This is a genomic window from Streptomyces sp. TAA204, from assembly GCF_000424965.1.
This window is the reverse complement of sequence record NZ_AUKW01000022.1, coordinates 90,467-107,452: the sequence shown is the minus strand read 5'-3', so window position 1 is coordinate 107,452 and position 16,986 is coordinate 90,467. Positions and strand designations below refer to the sequence as shown.

At 68.9% G+C, this 16,986-nt stretch carries 12 protein-coding genes; 2 read left to right on the top strand and 10 right to left on the bottom strand.

All coding sequences use genetic code 11. The features are described 5' to 3' along the window. Nucleotides 1–139: 139 nt before the first annotated feature. Both H343_RS0122715 and H343_RS0122710 read left to right on the top strand, forming a co-directional pair. Nucleotides 140–1,360: an acetyl-CoA C-acyltransferase gene (locus tag H343_RS0122715; protein ID WP_028433017.1), complete on the top strand. Its 1,221-nt coding sequence runs from the start codon at nt 140–142 to the stop codon at nt 1,358–1,360. Beyond that, a complete protein-coding gene (locus H343_RS0122710; RefSeq protein ID WP_028433016.1) occupies nt 1,357–3,486 on the top strand; it encodes a 3-hydroxyacyl-CoA dehydrogenase NAD-binding domain-containing protein in 2,130 nt (709 codons plus the stop codon). Before H343_RS0122715 ends, H343_RS0122710 begins: the two co-directional genes overlap by 4 nt. Before the next feature lie 68 nt (nt 3,487–3,554). Here H343_RS0122710 and H343_RS0122705 read toward each other — a convergent pair whose 3' ends face one another. The 10 genes from H343_RS0122705 to ngcE form a co-directional block, all read right to left on the bottom strand. Further along, nucleotides 3,555–5,066, bottom strand: a complete 1,512-nt coding sequence (locus H343_RS0122705) for a glycosyltransferase family 39 protein (RefSeq protein WP_028433015.1) — start codon at nt 5,064–5,066, stop codon at nt 3,555–3,557. A 125-nt stretch (nt 5,067–5,191) separates the two neighbouring features. Further along, nucleotides 5,192–7,102 carry a 1-deoxy-D-xylulose-5-phosphate synthase gene (gene dxs / locus H343_RS0122700; protein WP_028433014.1) on the bottom strand — a complete coding sequence of 637 codons (1,911 nt, stop codon included), beginning with the start codon at nt 7,100–7,102 and terminating at the stop codon, nt 5,192–5,194. A 567-nt stretch (nt 7,103–7,669) separates the two neighbouring features. Next, on the bottom strand, nt 7,670–8,059 hold the full coding sequence (locus tag H343_RS0122695; RefSeq protein WP_158679600.1) for a hypothetical protein: 390 nt from the start codon (nt 8,057–8,059) through the stop codon (nt 7,670–7,672). Between the two features lie 274 nt (nt 8,060–8,333). Then, the gene (locus tag H343_RS0122690) at nt 8,334–9,644 is read right to left on the bottom strand and encodes an ABC transporter permease subunit (protein ID WP_028433012.1); all 1,311 of its coding nucleotides are present in this window, start codon (nt 9,642–9,644) and stop codon (nt 8,334–8,336) included. After that, entirely contained in the window at nt 9,641–10,408 is a 768-nt protein-coding gene (locus H343_RS0122685; protein ID WP_486587016.1) for an ATP-binding cassette domain-containing protein, read from the bottom strand. Before H343_RS0122685 ends, H343_RS0122690 begins: the two co-directional genes overlap by 4 nt. A gap of 124 nt (nt 10,409–10,532) precedes the next feature. Then, nucleotides 10,533–11,627 (bottom strand): substrate-binding domain-containing protein, encoded by a 1,095-nt coding sequence (locus tag H343_RS0122680; protein ID WP_028433010.1) that lies wholly within the window; start codon nt 11,625–11,627, stop codon nt 10,533–10,535. A 205-nt stretch (nt 11,628–11,832) separates the two neighbouring features. Then, the gene (locus H343_RS32270) at nt 11,833–13,089 is read right to left on the bottom strand and encodes an ROK family transcriptional regulator (RefSeq protein ID WP_037904753.1); all 1,257 of its coding nucleotides are present in this window, start codon (nt 13,087–13,089) and stop codon (nt 11,833–11,835) included. 368 nt (nt 13,090–13,457) lie between these two features. Continuing rightward, nucleotides 13,458–14,384: a carbohydrate ABC transporter permease gene (locus H343_RS0122670; RefSeq protein ID WP_028433009.1), complete on the bottom strand. Its 927-nt coding sequence runs from the start codon at nt 14,382–14,384 to the stop codon at nt 13,458–13,460. A 23-nt stretch (nt 14,385–14,407) separates the two neighbouring features. After that, a complete protein-coding gene (locus H343_RS0122665; protein ID WP_078506037.1) occupies nt 14,408–15,484 on the bottom strand; it encodes a carbohydrate ABC transporter permease in 1,077 nt (358 codons plus the stop codon). 67 nt (nt 15,485–15,551) lie between these two features. Beyond that, nucleotides 15,552–16,967: an N-acetylglucosamine/diacetylchitobiose ABC transporter substrate-binding protein gene (ngcE, locus tag H343_RS0122660; protein WP_028433007.1), complete on the bottom strand. Its 1,416-nt coding sequence runs from the start codon at nt 16,965–16,967 to the stop codon at nt 15,552–15,554. Nucleotides 16,968–16,986 lie beyond the last annotated feature (19 nt).

Sequence of the window (16,986 nt, the reverse complement as noted above, 5' to 3'; positions counted from 1 at the left end):
GGGCGGGCGGCTCACCGGCGCGGTGTGACGTGTGCCCCTCACCCGAGTCCGGCCTTGCTCCTCAGTTACCCATGGGTAGCATGGCTGGCGGGAAGCGCGCCGTCCGGCGTATCTGTACCGCACCTGGAGGAGAGCCAAAGTGCCTCGTACCGCTAGGGACGTCGTCTTCGTCGACGGCGTCCGTACACCGTTCGGCAAGGCGGGCCCCAAGGGCATCTATCACGAGACCCGGGCCGACGACCTGGTCGTGAAGTGCATCCGCGAACTGCTGCGCCGTAACCCGGACCTGCCTCCGGAACGCATCGACGAGGTGGCGATCGCCGCCACCACCCAGATCGGCGACCAGGGCCTGACCCTGGGCCGCACCGCGGGCATCCTCGCCGGACTGCCCAACACCGTCCCCGGCTATTCCATCGACCGGATGTGCGCGGGCGCCATGACGGCGGTGACCTCGACCGCCGGGTCCGTCTCCTTCGGCGCCTACGACGTGGTCCTCGCGGGCGGCGTCGAGCACATGGGCCGCCACCCCATGGGCGAGGGTGTCGACCCCAACCCGCGCTTCGTCTCGGAGAAGCTGGTCGACCAGTCCGCCCTTTTCATGGGCATGACGGCGGAGAACCTGCACGACCGCTTCCCCCACCTGTCCAGGCAGCGCGCCGACGAGTACGCGGTGCGCAGCCAGGAGAAGGCCGCCAAGGCGTACGCCAACGGCAAGATCCAGCAGGATCTGGTGCCCGTCTCCGTCCGCCGCACCGACGAAGAGGCCGGCGAGACCGGCTGGGGCCTGGCCACCCAGGACGAGCCGATGCGCCCCGGCACCACGCTGGAGAACCTGGCCGGGCTCAAGACGCCGTTCCGCGCGCACGGCCGCGTCACGCCCGGCAACGCCGCCGGCCTGAACGACGGCGCGACGGCCTCGCTGATCGCCGCCGAGGACTTCGCCCGGGAGATGGACCTGCCGGTGAGGATGCGGCTGGTCAGCTACGCCTTCGCCGGTGTCGAGCCCGAGGTGATGGGCGTCGGCCCCGTGCCGTCCACCGAGAAGGCCCTGGCCAAGGCCGGGCTGGGCATCGACGACATCGGGCTGTTCGAGGTCAACGAGGCCTTCGCCGTGCAGGTGCTGGCCCTGCTGGACCACTACGGCATCGCCGACGACGACCCGCGCGTCAACCAGTACGGCGGCGCGATCGCCTACGGACACCCGCTGGCCTCCTCCGGCGTGCGGCTGATGACTCAGCTGGCCCGGCAGTTCGAGGAGCAGCCGCACGTGCGCTACGGGCTGACGACCATGTGCGTCGGCTTCGGCATGGGCGGAACGGTCATCTGGGAGAACCCGAACTTCGAGGGGGCAGGCAAGTGAGCACCACCGCCGAGCTGTTGAAGGGCGCCGCCGAGCTGTTCCCGGACGAGGTCGTGACGCAGGCGCACGTACGCCACCTCGATCTCCCGGGCGGGGCGGGCCGGTTCGCGCTGATCACCCTGGACAACGGGTTCGATCACACCAAGCCGACCACGTTCGGGCCGGCTTCGCTGGCCAACCTCAACTCCGCGCTGGACGAGGTGGAGAAGGAGGCGAAGGAGGGCACCATCGTCGGTGCCGGCATCACCGGCAAGCCCTTCATCTTCGCCGTCGGCGCCGACCTCAAGGGCGTCGAACTGCTCAAGAAGCACGAGGACGCGCTCGCCATCGGCCAGGGCGGGCACGCCGTCTTCCGCCGCCTGGCCGACCTGGGCGTGCCGACCTTCGCGTACTACAACGGCGCCGCGATGGGCGGCGGCGTCGAGGTCGGGCTGCACTGCACGTACCGCACCGTCTCGCAGGCCGCACCCGCCTTCGGACTTCCCGAGGTCTTCCTCGGCCTCGTTCCCGGCTGGGGCGGGTGTGCGCTGCTGCCGAACCTCATCGGCGCCGACCGCGCGGTCTCGGTCATCATCGAGAACTCCCTCAATCAGAACAAGCAGCTCAAGGGCCCGCAGGTCTACGAAATGGGCATCGCCGACGCCATGTTCGAGGGCGCCGACTTCCTGGAGCAGTCGCTGCGCTGGACGGCGGCCGTACTCAAGGGCGAACTCGAGGTCGTACGGCCCGAGATCGACCGCGGCGATGCGTGGGACCAGGCCGTCGCGCGCGGCAGGCAGATCGCCGACGGCAAGGTGCACGGCGCCGCCCCCGCCGCCTACCGCGCTCTCGACATCATCTCGGACGCCAGGAGCGGCGACCTGCGCGCGGGCTTCGAGGCGGAGGACGGCGCGCTCGCCGACCTCATCATGGGCGGCGAACTGCGCAGCGGCATCTACGCGTTCAACCTCGTGCAGAAGCGCGCCAAGCGCCCCGCGGGCGCGCCGGACAAGTCCCTGGCGCGGCCTGTCACCAAGGTCGGCGTCGTCGGTGCGGGACTGATGGCCTCGCAGCTCGCGATGCTCTTCGCGCGCCGTCTGGAGGTGCCGGTCGTGCTGACCGACATCGACCAGGAGCGCGTCGAGAAGGGCGTGGGCTATGTCCACGAGGAGATCGACAAGCTGCTGCTGAAGGGCCGCGTCAACCAGGACAAGGCCAACCGGCTGAAGGCTCTGGTGACCGGATCGCTGGACAAGTCCGCCGCCTTCGCCGACGCGGACTTCGTCATCGAGGCCGTCTTCGAGGAGATGTCCCTCAAGCAGAAGATCTTCGCCGAGGTCGAGGCGGTGGTGCCCGAGCACGCCATCCTCGCGACCAACACCTCGTCGCTGTCGATCTCCGAGATGTCCTCGCAGCTCAAGCACCCCGAGCGGGTCGTCGGCTTCCACTTCTTCAACCCGGTCGCCGTGCTGCCGCTGCTGGAGATCGTACGGGCCGAGCGCACGGACGACGCCTCGCTGGCCACCGCCTTCGCCGTGGCCAAGTCGCTGAAGAAGACGGCCGTTCTCGTCAAGGACGCCCCCGCCTTCGTCGTCAACCGGGTGCTGACCCGGTTCCTGGGCGAGGTGCTGGCCTCCATCGACGAGGGCACGCCTGTCGAGGTCGCCGACCGCGCTCTGGCGCCGCTGGGGCTGCCGATGTCGCCGATCGTCCTGCTCGAACTGGTCGGCCCCGCGGTCGCGCACCACGTCTCGGAGACGCTGCACGCCGCCTTCCCCGACCGCTTCGGTGTCTCGGAGAACCTCGGCCGCGTCGTCGAGGCGGGCAAGCGCGGCCTCTACGTCCACGACTCCGGCAAGGCGGAACTGGACCCGGAGGTCGAGGCGCTCTTCCAGACCGGCGACGTGGTGCTGACCGAGGAGCAGGTCCGCGACCGTGCGCTGGACGCCATCGCGCAGGAGATCCGCATCATGCTCGACGAGGGCGTGGTCGCCGAGGCGCAGGACGTCGACCTGTGCCTGATCACCGGCGCCGGCTGGCCGTTCCACCTCGGCGGGATCACCCCGTACCTGGACCGTGAGGGTGTCAGCGAGCGGGCCACCGGTCGGCGCTTCCTGGAGCCGGGGGTCGCCAGCGTCCCTGCTTGACGCATGCGCACAGGTGAGACGGCGTCCGTCCGCAGGCTCCTTGCCGCGGGCGGGCGCCGTCGCCGCTGTCAGGGCGCGGAAGGGTGCGAACGTACGTACAGCACCGCGCCGTCGACGTCACCCGCACGCTCGTAGTGCCGGCCCAGGTGGGCACGCAGCGTCGGCACCCGCCGCACGCCGTACGGCTTGCCCCGTGAGTCGTCGACGACGAGTACGGGCGGCCGGCGCTCCAGCTCACCGAGGAAGTGGCGCCATGCGCCCTCCATCGCGTACCGCTCCCCCACCCGCACGTCGGGGCGGCCACCGCTGTAGTTGGTGAGGAAACCGGCGGTGAGGTAGCGGGAGGCGGGAGACCGGTCGGCGAACCAGTAGGTCTCGGGGTGCATTCCCCACAGCAGCACCCGGTCGCTCGGTGCCGTACGGGCCCGGATGGCGGCGGCCAGGGCGCGCTGATGGCCGAGTTCACCGTTCGGGAAGAACCACAGGGCCCAGGTGAGGAACCCGGCCGCGAGGACGGCGTTGGCGGCAAGCAGCGCGACGACGGCGCGCGGCCGCAGGTGCCGCATCGCCGACGCGCTCAACAGGACGAGAGCGGGAGTGAGTTGCAGGAAGTAGTGGCCGAAGAACTGGAAGCCCGCGGTCACGGCGGCGGCGGAGGCGGCCAGCCACACCCACACGTCCGCGGTCGCTCCCAGGGGACGGCCCAGGCGCAGCGCATACAGCAGCGCCAGCACCATCGGCAGGCAACCCAGCACCATCAGGCCGCCGTTGGCGAACGCCCGCATCAAGCCGTGGAGTACGGCGCCGTCCGCCGAGATGTAGTTGCCGGAGCCGGTGACCGTCCAGAACACGAAGCGGCCCGGTCCGTGCACGAGCGCCGCACAGACGACGGGAAGGACACTCCCGGCCAGCAGCCGTGCCGCCGCCCGGCGACCGCCCTGTGACTGCCACAGCAGCCACAGCACCGGGAGCAGCACCGCGCCGCCGGTCTGCTTCGTGAGCGCCGCCGCGGCGACGGCAAGCCCCGCACGTCCCCAACGGCCTCGGTCGGCACACCACATGGCCAGGACGGTGCAGGGCAGCATGAAGACCTCGAAGGTCGCCGCCTGGGCGTCCTCGGGGACGAGCGCGACCGCGGCGAGGGGATAGCACACGCCCGCGAGCCGGCCGGCGCGGTCGCCCCAGCGGCGGCGGGCCAGCGACGCGACCAGCACCGCACCGGCCAGTAAGGCCAGTGCGGCGGCCGCCTTCAGCGGCCACAGCGAACGGTCTCCGAAGAGTGCGAACGCGCCCTGGTAGAGCAGGGGCATGAGCGGCGGCTTGCGGTCCACCACCGTCTCGTAGAGCACCCCGCCCTGGGCCGACTGCCCTGCCTGGGTGGCCAGGAATCCCTCGTCCGGGTTCCACACCGGACGTGCCAGGGACGGAAGCCGGGTCACCGCGCACAGCAGCACCAGTACGGGCAGCAGACGCGGCCAGAACCGGTCCGCGCGTACGTTCGCGGCCGCAGCCCCCCACTGCGCGGAGGCCGTTGCGCGGGCGGCTGCCGGCGGTGCGAGGAGGCTGTCCGGGGGCGGCATGCGCACAAGCTAACCGGGTTGCGCGCGGCGTTGTGCACACGGGTCCGCGCGACATGCCGCGGGCCCGGCCGGTCCCGCTCTGCGGGGTCCGGCCGGGCCCGTTGCTCAGCGCCGTGTCAGTCGTGTCAGTCGCGTGCGGCTTCCGCGGTCTCCGCCTCGAAACGGCCGTCCAGCTTGGCGACGAGGCCCGTCACCTGCCGGGCGATGTCCGGCGCGGTGAGTCCGATCTCGGCCATCACCTCGCCCCGCGAACCGTGGTCCAGGAAGCGCTCCGGGATGCCGAAGTCGCGCAGCGGAACGTCCACGCCCGCGTCGCGCAGCGCCTGGGAGACGGCCGAACCGACGCCGCCCGCACGGCTGTTGTCCTCGACGGTGACCACGACACGGTGCTGCTCGGCCAGCGGCGCAAGCTCCTCGTCGACGGGCTTGACCCAGCGCGGGTCGACCACCGTCGCCGAGATGCCCTGCTTGTCGAGGAGTTCGGCGATCTCCAGGCACATCGGCGCCAGGGCGCCGACCGAGACCAGCAGCACGTCCGGACGCTGGACCTCGGCGGGCCTGCGCAGCACGTCCATCCTGCCGACGCGGCCGACGGCCTCGACGGCCGGCCCGACCGCGCCCTTGGAGTAACGCACCACGGTCGGAGCGTCGTCCACCTCCACCGCCTCGCGCAGCTGCATGCGCAACTGGTCGGCGTCGCGCGGCGCGGCCAGCCGGAGGCCGGGCACGCACTGGAGGATCGACATGTCCCACATGCCGTTGTGCGAGGCGCCGTCCGAACCGGTGACGCCCGCCCTGTCCAGTACGAACGTCACGCCGCACCTGTGCAGCGCCACGTCCATCAGGAGCTGGTCGAAGGCGCGGTTGAGGAAGGTGGCGTAGACGGCGAAGACGGGGTGCAGTCCGCCGGTGGCCAGGCCGGCCGCGGAGACGGCGGCGTGCTGCTCGGCGATGCCCACGTCGTAGACGCGCTCGGGAAACTCCTCGGCGAAGCCGTGGAGTCCGACCGGGCGCATCATGGCCGCGGTGATCGCGACGACGTCCTCGCGCTCGCGGCCTAGCTTGACCATCTCCTCGCCGAAGACCGAAGTCCAGTCCGCGCCCGAGGACTTCACGGGCAGACCGGTGTCGGGGTGGATGACGGGTACGGCGTGGAACTGGTCGGCCTCGTCCTCCAGAGCGGGCTGATAGCCGCGGCCCTTCTCCGTCAGGCAGTGCACCAGAACGGGGCCGCCGAAGCGCTTGGCCCGCTGCAGGGCGGACTCGACGGCGGCGATGTCGTGGCCGTCGATCGGGCCGACGTACTTCAGGCCCAGGTCCTCGAACATGCCCTGCGGGGCGATGAAGTCCTTCAGGCCCTTCTTTGCGCCGTGCAGGGTCTCGTACAGCGGCTTTCCCACGACCGGCGTGCGGTTGAGGACCTCCTTGCCGCGGGCCAGGAAGCGCTCGTAGCCGTCGGTGGTGCGGAGCGTGGCGAGGTGGTCGGCGAGGCCGCCGATGGTCGGTGCGTAGCTGCGCTCGTTGTCGTTGACGACGATGACGAGGGGACGGTCCTTGGCCGCGGCGATGTTGTTCAGCGCCTCCCAGGCCATGCCGCCGGTGAGGGCGCCGTCACCGATGACGGCGACGACGTGGTCGTCCCGCTGCCGCACCTGATTGGCCTTGGCGAGTCCGTCGGCCCAGCCCAGCACGGTGGAGGCGTGGCTGTTCTCGATCACGTCGTGCTCGGACTCCGCCCGCGAGGGGTAGCCGGACAGTCCGCCCTTGAGGCGCAGTCCGGAGAAGTCCTGACGGCCGGTCAGCAGTTTGTGGACGTAGGACTGGTGCCCGGTGTCGAAGAGGACCCGGTCCTTCGGGGACTCGAACACCCGGTGCAGGGCGATGGTCAGCTCGACCACACCCAGGTTGGGCCCCAGGTGCCCGCCGGTCTTGGAGACGGAGTCGACGAGGAACGACCGGATCTCTCCGGCGAGCTGCTCCAGCTGCTCGGGCATGAGTTCGTCGAGGTCGGCCGGTCCCCCGATGCGGTTCAGCAGGTCCCACCTGCCCCTGCGCCGCGCCTTGGGGAACTCCACCGCCCCCGACCCGGGATGACGCGCTGAGCGCGGCCCCTTCTCCACGGTGCCTCCTTGCTGTAGAGCATGGTCGAGCTGTGCTGATTCCGACGAGTCTAATGTCGCATCCGGCGAGAGGACTCGGGGTGGCCCGTCGGAGAACGTCCATTCGGGCGTGCCTGGCGGACGTCTCCGCCGCCGCAGGGCCCGCGGAAGCACCTCCCGGCATGCGGTGCGGGCCCGCTCCCGCTGTGAGGCGCCCGCGGGTCGGTGGTCCGGCCTCCGGGTCGCGCCCCGTCGGGCCGGGGCCGGAGAGCGCCGTACGAGGCAGCGTAGACCAGGCCCGCCCACGACAGGACGCCGTGTGCGCGAAACCACGGGCCTGCGGGCCGGGAAACCGCCTCCCGATACCGCGGACCGGAATACGCCCGGCAACTGCGGAACGGCGCACGAAACACATCGGCCGAAACGGAACAACGGAATCCGGAAATGCCCGTCGGCGGGAACCCTGCCCAAGGGTTCCCGCCGACGGAATGCCGGTGTGCCCGCCTATGCGTGAGCACCCTGCCACTTGCTGCACTTCTGCTCGAAGATGTCCTTCATGTAGCACATCCGGAGCTTGACGGCCTTACCCTCCCGGAGGTTCACCGACGCCGAGTCCACTTCCCCCTGCCCGCGGGCCTCCGCGGAGATGGTGCTCCAGGAGTCGCTCCCGGTGCTCCACCTGAGGTCCGCGCGGATCCAGTACCCGTCGGACTTCCGGTCGACCGCCTCGACCTTGTCCCCGTTGTGATAGAAGTACGCGGCTCCCCTGTCCGTGATGATGAATTCGTTGGAACCGGCCGCGGCCATTGCGCCCGGGCTGTTCAACCCGGCCAGCAAGGAACAAGCGCCGACAACAACGGCTGCTCGCGCGAGTGCGCGCACATCAACCCCCATGAATCTTCTCTGTTCCGGTCCGTCCCTGAGGACCCGGGCAACTTACTACGGCACCGGATTCCGGGGCTCCCGATTATTTCCGGTGCCGCACGCGCGAACGCACCTCGGGGCGACAGCTCCGAGGAATACCGGGCAGAGAAAACCGGCCCGTTCTTTTCGATGGCGGACCGGGAGTCGGCTGCCGTTCCCGCCGCGTACAGCACGGATCGGGGGCACCTCCGGGCCACCGGCCCCGAGGTACCCCCGATCGTGCGGGTGTGCGCCGTCCGAGGCGCTAGGTTCGGCCCGCCGACCTCTGTGTCCGCCTGGAGACCGAGTCGATGACCACGGCGGCCAGCAGCACCGCACCGGTGATCATGTACTGGATCTCACTCGCCATGCCGAGCAGGTTCAGGCCCTGCTGGATCGACTGGATGACCAGGATGCCCAGCAGCGCGGACCAGATCTTGCCGCGCCCGCCGAAGAGGCTGGTGCCGCCGATGACCGCTGCCGCGATGACGTTCATCAGCGTGTTGCCCGCACCGAGGCTCTTGTTCGCCCCACCCGAGAGGCTGGCGATGAACAGGCCGCCGAAGGCCGCCAGCATGCCCGCGATGGCGAACACCGAGATGCGGACGCGCTCGACGTCGATGCCCGCACGGCGCGCCGCCTCCGCGTTGCCTCCGACGGCGAAGATCTGCCGCCCGTACGTCGTCCTGCGTACGGCGAAGTCCGCGACGACCAGGACGGACAGGAAGATCACCAGGGCGAGCGGCAGGCCGCGCGACTGGTTGAGCACATACGCGGCGACGAAGGCGACGACCGCCATCACCCCGGTGCGCACCACGATCTCGCCCATCGGCCTGAACGGCAGCTTCGCCTCACGGCGGCGCTTGGCGTCGGTCAGCAGCACGCCGGCGTAGACGAGCACCGCCACCAGCGCGAGGCCGTACGCGGCGGCGATGTCCTGGAAGTAGTAGCCGGTCAGGTCCTCGACGACGCTGCCCCCGGGCGTGTTGATGCTGCCCTCGGAGCCCATCAGCCAGATCTGCAGACCGCTCCATCCGAGGAAGCCCGCGAGGGTGACCACGAAGGCGGGGACGCCGACCTGGGCGAAGAAGAAGCCGTGCAGACCGCCGATGCACAGACCCGCGCCGATCGCGATCAGCACCGCCAGCCAGTCGTTCACGTCGTGGGTGACGCTCAGGACCGCCCATACGGCCGCGCCGACACCGGCGACCGAACCGACCGACAGGTCGATCTCGCCGAGCAGCAGGACGAAGACGATGCCGGTGGCCATGATGCCCGTACCGGCGATGTAGACGCTGATGTCGCTGACGCTGCCCGCGGAGAGGAAGTTGTCGTTCAGCGACTGGAAGATGACGGCGATGATGATCAGACCGAGGATGACGGGCAGCGAACCGAGTTCACCGCCGCGCACCCGGCGCTTGAAGTCCGCCAGATAGCCGGCGAGGCCCTGTTCGCGCACGAGCAGCCGCGGGTCCACCGCGGAGGGTGCGCCGTTCCCGTTCGCGGGCGCCTCACCCGCACCCTCGGCGGTGCCGGCGGGCTCGGCGCCGCGTTCCTTGTCGACGGTGTCGCTCACTGCGCCGCCTCCTTGTCCGTACGGGCCTGGCGGCGGGTGACCGCGTTGTCCGATGCGCCGGTGATCGCGGCGATGACATCCTCGTGGGAGGTACCGGCGACGTCGAAGACTCCGTTGTTGCGCCCGAGGCGCAGCACGGCGACACGGTCCGCGACCGCCTGGACGTCGGCCATGTTGTGGCTGATGAGGATGACGGCGAGGCCGCGTTCACGCAGCCGTTCGACGAGGTCGAGGACCTGTGCCGTCTGCTCGACGCCGAGCGCGGCGGTCGGTTCGTCGAGGATGACGACCTTGGGGTCGCCGATCAGCGCGCGGGCGATCGCGACGACCTGCCGCTGGCCTCCGGAGAGGGAGGCGACGGGTATGCGGACGCTGGGGATGCGGATGGAGAGCGTGTCCAGCAGCTCCATCGCCCGCTTCTCCATCGCGATCTCGTCCAGGACGTGGGCGCGGCGTGCCTCGTTCCCGAGGAAGAGGTTGGCGACGACGTCCAGGTTGTCGCACAGCGCCAGGTCCTGGTAGACGGTGGCGATGCCCAGATCCTGGGCGTCGTGCGGCCGGTTGATGCTGACCGGCCTGCCCTCCCACTCGATGCCGCCGTCGTCGATGGGGTGCACGCCCGCGATGGTCTTGACGAGCGTGGACTTTCCGGCGCCGTTGTCGCCCACGAGGGCGATCACCTCGCCGGGACGTACCTCGAGATCCACGTCGGTGAGCGCCTGCACGGCGCCGAACCGCTTGGAGATCCCTCGCAGCGCCAGCACGGCTTCCTTCGCCACTGCGCCAACTCCGATCTTCCGTCAGGCGCCGCCCCCGGTGTGCGGAGGCGGCGGCCCGGACTTCACTTCTTCAGGGGTGCGGGCACGGCCCGAGGGCCGTGCCCGGTGGTCACTTCAGACCGGCTGCCTCACAGGCGTCCGCGAACTGCGGGGTGCAGATCTGGCTGACCTTGTAGACCTTGTCCTTGATGATCGTGTCCTTGATGTTGTCCTTGGTCACGATCTTGGCGTCGTAGAGCTCGGCGGGGATGTCCTTCTTGCTCTTGCTGTCGACCTTCTTCGGGGTGAGGTCGTCGATCTTCTCGCCCTTGAGCAGGTTCACCGCGATCTCGGCGGTCAGCTCGGCCTGCGGCTTGATCGCCTTGTAGATGGTGAAGGTCTGGTCGCCCTTGATGATCCGCTGCAGACCGGCGAGTTCGGAGTCCTGGCCGCCCAGCGGTACGTCCTTGACGCCCTTCTTCTTCATGGCGGTGGAGACGCCGCCGGCCATGCCGTCGTTGGCGGAGTAGACGCCGTCGAAGCCGTCCTTGCCGAGCTTGGTGATGGCGGCGTTCATCTTCTTGTTGGCCTCGTCCGGCGACCAGTCCGGGATGTCCTGCTCGTAGACGATGTCATTGACCTTCTCGTCGAGCACGCTGTGCGCGCCCTTCTTGAACAGCGGGGCGTTCGGGTCGGTGGGCGACCCGTTGATCATGACGACGTCGCTGTCCTCGGCCTTGTCACCCAGCGCGTCGACCAGGCCCTGGCCCTGGAGTTCGCCGATCCGCTCGTTGTCGTAGGAGACGTAGGAGGTGATGTCGCCCTCGGCGAGACGGTCGTAGGCGACGACCTTGACGTCCTTCTTGGCGGCGCGGTCGACCCAGGACCGGGTGGCCTGCGCGTTCACGGCGTCCAGGATGATGACCTTCACGCCCTGTGTGATGAGCGCGTCGAACTGCTTCTTCTGCAGTTCGGAGTCCTGTGTGGCGTTGTTGTACTTCACGTCGCAGTCGGAGCAGAGCGACTTGATCTTCTTCTCCATGTACGGACGGTCGAACGTCTCGTAGCGCGTGGTCTTGTTCTCCGGCAGCAGCAGACCGATGGTCTTGTTGTCTCCGCCGTCACCACCGCTGTCACCGCCGCCGGCCTTGCCGCACGCGGCCAGAGAAAGTGCCATCGAGATGGCTGCCGTACCTATGACGACGCGACGCACCTTTGCGTTCATGGGGTTCCAACCTCCCTGACAAGGCCGCGTCGTGCGGCCGGGGTGGTCGGAAGTCAACTCTCAGGGCAGGCAACCGTCAAGAAGTAAATCATTAACGAGACGGCAACGATGCCATCCGTTATGTCTCTGAACCCAAAACGGCACTTTGTGTGACCGATAGGGGCCGGAGCGGAGTCGGCCCCGGCGTTTTCGGCAGCCGCCCGGCTCAGGCGTGCGCCGCCACGGCGCCCACGGCCGTACGCCGCCGCGAGGCACCGTTCTCTCCGCCCGACGAGCCTGCCTGGAGAGGGCTCCCCGAGTCCAGAAGCGTCGCGTCACCCATCTCGCTGAGCACGAGCGCCAGCGCGCCCAGCACCTCCGCGCGCCCGCCCAGCGTCCCCGGAACGACCGTCAACTGCCGTGCGGCGCTGGGGATGGCGTACCGCGCGACCGAGTCCCGTACGGACCCCAGCACGAGGTCGCCGGCCTCGGCGAGGTCACCGCCGAGCACGACCCGGCCGGGGTTGAGGAGGTTGCAGAGATTGGCGACACCGCTGCCGATGTGCCGTCCGACGTCCCCGACCACCCGCCGGCAGCCCGGGTCTCCCTCACGCGCCAGCTGCACCACGCGAGCCATCGTCAGGTCGGTGCCGTGGCTGGAGTGCAGCAGGGGCAGTACGTATCGCGCTGCCGTAAAGGTCTCCAGGCAGCCGCGGTTGCCGCAGCGGCAGACCGGACCCGACTCGTCCAGAGTGATGTGCCCGATCTCGCCGGCCGTGCCGCCCGGTCCGCGGTAGATCTGGCCGTTGATGACGAGTCCGGCTCCGACACCGCTGGCGACCTTGATGTAGGCCAGGTCGCCCGCGCCACGGCCGTTGCCCCACACCTGCTCGCCGAGCGCTCCGAGGTTGGCGTCGTTGTCGATGTGCACGGGCACGCCCAGCCGGGCGGCGAGTTCCTGACGGGGGTGGGTGCCGCTCCAGCCCGGCAGGATGGAGGTCGAGCCCAGCTCCCCCGTCTCGACGTCGATGGGGCCGGGCACGCCGAGACCGACGCCGACGAGCTTCTCCCGGCTGATGCCGGTGGCGGCGATGAGCCGGTGCACGAGCCGTTCGGCACGGTCGAACCCCTCGTCGGCCGAGGCGTCCACGTCGATCGGCTCGGCCTCCTCGGCCAGTACCTGGTGCGCGAGGTTGCCGACCGCGACCCGCAGGTGCGAGTGCCCGAAGTCGACGCCCACGACGGCGCCCGCGTCACCGCTGAGCGAGACCGCCCTCGCCCTGCGCCCGCCCGCTGAGGTGGGGGTCACCTGGACGGTGCCGCTCTCCTTCAACTCCCGCACGATGTTGGAGACGGTGGCCGCGGACAGCCCGGTGCTGCGGGCGATCTCCGCCTGGGTGAGCGAGCCCGCCATACGTACGGCGCGCACGACCCTTTCGAGGTTGGCCCGGTGCAGAGAGGACTGCGACCCCGGAGTCTCCACCACTGATCCACTCCCGCCTCGACGGCCGGCGAGACCATCGGACCCTCCGCCGCACCGCGTCACGTGGAACGGCTTGCCTCCAACACATGAACTCCAAGCACAGCCTGAGCGCTTCTCTCCCGTCAAGACCTTGAACGGTTGTGCGCTCATCTGGAGACATTCTACGGAGCGTGAGCGGGCACACTGCGTCCCCCGAACGGGACGGTCGGTCACCGCCGGGCCCGCACACGTTCGCGGGCGGCAGCACCCGGACGTGCAACACCGCGCCGGCGGACCCCGTAGGAAGAGGACCACCGCACGGAACGCCCGCCGCACCGCCCGTCCGTGCCGCCGGAGCGGGAACTGAGCGGGCTCGGGAGCCGCCGATGCTACTTCACGGCGCCCGCCGTGAGACCTTCCTGGACCTGGCGCTGGAAGACCATGTAGACGACGAGGATCGGCACCATGGCGATGGAGAGTCCGGCGAAGAGCGCCCCCCAGTCGCCCTCGTAGCCCTGGTTGACGGACAGTTCGGCCAGTCCCTGGGTCAGCAGCGCCTTCGACCCGCTCTCCGAGTTGAGCGCGAGGGGCAGGAAGTACTGGTTCCACTGGCCGAGGAAGTTGAAGATGCCGATGCTGATCAGACCGGGCTTGGCCATCGGCAGCATGATCTGGAAGAACGTCCGCAGGTGGGAGGCCCCGTCGATGGTCGCGGCCTCGGCGATGCTGCCCGGGAGCGTACGGAAGAACGCCGTCATGAAGAAGGTCGTGAAGGGCAGCGAGTAGGCGATGTACGCCAGGACCAGCCCCTGCCGGGTGTCCAGCAGGGAGAAGTTGTCCATCACGAAGAACAGCGGCACGACCGCGAGGATGATCGGGAACATCATCCCGCCCGCGAAGAGGAGGTAGACGACCCGGTTCCCGGGGAAGCTGTAGCGGGCTATGACGTACGCCGCCATGGAGCCCAGCAGCATCGTGCCGGGCAGTGAACCGGCGAGGATGATCAGCGAGTTGAGCGCGAAGCGGCCGATGTTCGCGTCGGACCAGGCGTTGGTGAAGTTCTCCAGGCTCAGCGCAGTGGGCAGGCCGAACGGCTCGCCCTGGATCTCACTCGACTCACGCAGCGAGTTGACCATGACCCACACCAGTGGGCCCGCGGCCATCACCACCCACAGCACGAGGAAGGAGTTGGCGAATACGTTGAGCGTGCCGCCCTCGGTTCCCGGCCCTTTCGGCTCCTTCGCCGCGGTGCCCGACTCCGGCCGGGCGTCGGGTGCCGCGGCCTCGGCCTTCTCCGCGGGCTGGGTTGCGCTCATCGCTGATGTCTCCCCGCTCATTCTCAGTACTCGATCCGGTCGCGGCGGCCCAGCAGCATCATGATCGCCGCGAACACCATGGTCACGAGCAGCAGTACGACGCCGATCGCCGTGGCGTATCCGGCCTGCCCGGAGTCGAACGCCTTCTTGTACAGGTAGACCGGGGTGACCAGCGTGGAGTCTCCCGGACCGCCCCGGTTGATGGTCATGATGTGCACGATCGCGAAGGCGTCCAGCGCCTGGATGCCCATGTAGATCCAGCCGGTCTGAACCGTGTCCCAGATCAGCGGCAGGGTGACCCTGAAGAACGTGGCGGGACGGCTCGCCCCGTCCAGCAGCGCCGCCTCGTAGATGTCCTTGGGGATGGCGCCCATCGCGGCCGAGAAGAGCACCACGTAGAACCCGATGAACATCCAGCACAGCACGAACAGCACGCAGGCCAGTGCGAACGTGGGGTCCGCGAGCCAGGCTCGCGTGAGGAAGTCCAGGCCCAGCAGGCGCAGCACCTCGTTGATCGGTCCGGTGATGGGGTCGTACATCGCCCCCCACACCACACCGATGATCGCCACCGAGAGCACCTGGGGGAAGAAGTACACGTTCTTGTACAGCTTCGCGCCGCGTACTCCCGAGATGGCCTCGTTCTTCTTGTGCCGCCCTCCCGCCTGGAGCATGAAGGCGAAGAAGAGCCCGAGCCCGAGCGTGACCAGGGGAGCGGCCACCAGCAGCAGGAGGCTGTGGCGCATGGACGCCCAGAACGTCGAATCGTCCATCAGGCGGATGTAGTTGTCGGCCCCCACGAAGGCGAAGTCGCTGCTGAAGCCCGTCCAGTCGGTCAGCGAGTAGTAGAAGGCCTGGAAGAAGGGCGAGATGACGAAGACCGCGTAGATCACCAGCGGGACGAGGAGGAACCAGCAGACGAACCGGTACTTGTCCAGCGTCCGGTAGCGCCGGTCGTTGCGCACCTTCTCCGGTGTGAAGCGGGGCGGGAGGAGGAACGCGAGAACCAGCGCGTCCTTCTTGGCGCCTGTCCCTCCTCCGGCGCCTCTGTCCGACCCTGAACCAGTGGAGGTCTTCGCCACTGCCCGGACGTCGTTCGCCATTCCGCCCCGCTCCATACTCACCAGTCGACCGATGGGTTGTGCACCGCGCTGCTGAAGACGCTCCCCGTCAGCGCTTGTACTTCTTGACCGAGTCGTTCTTGGCCACCTCGTCGGCCGCCTTCTGGCAGCGCTTGACGGCCTCGGCCGGCTCGATGTCGCCGGACATCATCGAGGCCAGGGCTCCGCCGACCTTGTCCTTGTCCAGCTCCAGGTACCAGTCGCGGATGCGCGGGCCCACCAGGTTGTCCCCCGCCTTCTTCAGCACGTCCTGTGCGGAGGCGAGACCCGGCTTCAGGTCCAGCCCCTCGGAGGCACCGTCGACACAGCTGAGCGCGGAGACCTGCTTGCTGAAGTTCTGCGTGGACTGCTTGCCCAGCATGGTCCGCAGCCACTCCATGCCGCCCTCGACGTTCCTGGCCTGTGCGGGCACCATGAACGGCTCGCTCGCCTCGGCCCAGATCGTCTCGAAGGGCATGGCGTCGGACTTGTCGAGGCTGGAGGGCGGCGCCACGGTCATCTCGAAGTCCTTGGGGGTGGTGCCCTTGGCCTCGTTCTCCACCCAGGAGCCGTTCGGGATGAACAGCGCCTTGCCCTTGGTCCACTGCGTCTGGGACTGGATGTGGTCGATGCCCGGTGTGCCCTTGAGGATGTAACCCTTGGCGTACAGCTCGTGGTAGGCCTCGAAGGCCTTCTTCACGGCGTCGTGCTTCCAGGCGTTGGGCTCCAGGTTGTCGATCGCCTTGATGACGTCCTGACCGCCGATCTTGGCGATGAAGGGGTAGAGGCTGAAGGCGAAGTAGTACGGGTGCTTGCCCGCGTACGTCCAGCCGGCTATGCCCTCCTTCTTCGCCTTGGCGCAGGCGGCGAGCATCTCGTCCCAGGTCTTGGGGTACTCCAGGTCCAGCTTCTCCAGGTTCGTCTTGGAGTACCAGACTCCGTAGACGGTGTAGGAGTAGTTGAGCTGGTAGACCTTGTCGCTGCCGAAGCGGCCCTTCTCCAGGGTGCCGGGCAGCAGCGTCTCGCTGACCTTCTTCGAGGGGTCGTAGAGGGAGGGCGCGTCCAGCAGCGGCTGGAGGTCGGCGATCTGGTCCTTCTCGATGAGGCTGGCGACGTCCATGTTCTCGGCGCCGGAGTTGTTGATGACGTCCGGCGGGTCGCCCTTGACCATCCGCGGCTGCATCTTGGTGCGGATCTTCTGGGTCTTCGAGTGGCTGACGTTGCCGAAGGACTTCTCGTAGATCTTGTGGTTGTCCAGGGCGTACTGGTCGCCGTAGCCACCGTTGAAGATCACGACTTCCAGCTTGGCGTCCTTATTGACGCCGAGCGGGTTGTCCTTGGACTTCTCGCCCTTCTCGACCTTGTTCTCGTTCTCGCCGCCGCCGCTGGCACAGGCGCTCAGCAGGCCCATACCGGGTGCGGCGACCAGGCCGACTGCGGCGGATCGCTTGATCAGATCGCGGCGGTTGACGTTGGTTGATCCCATGCTCAAGTCCTCGCCTTCT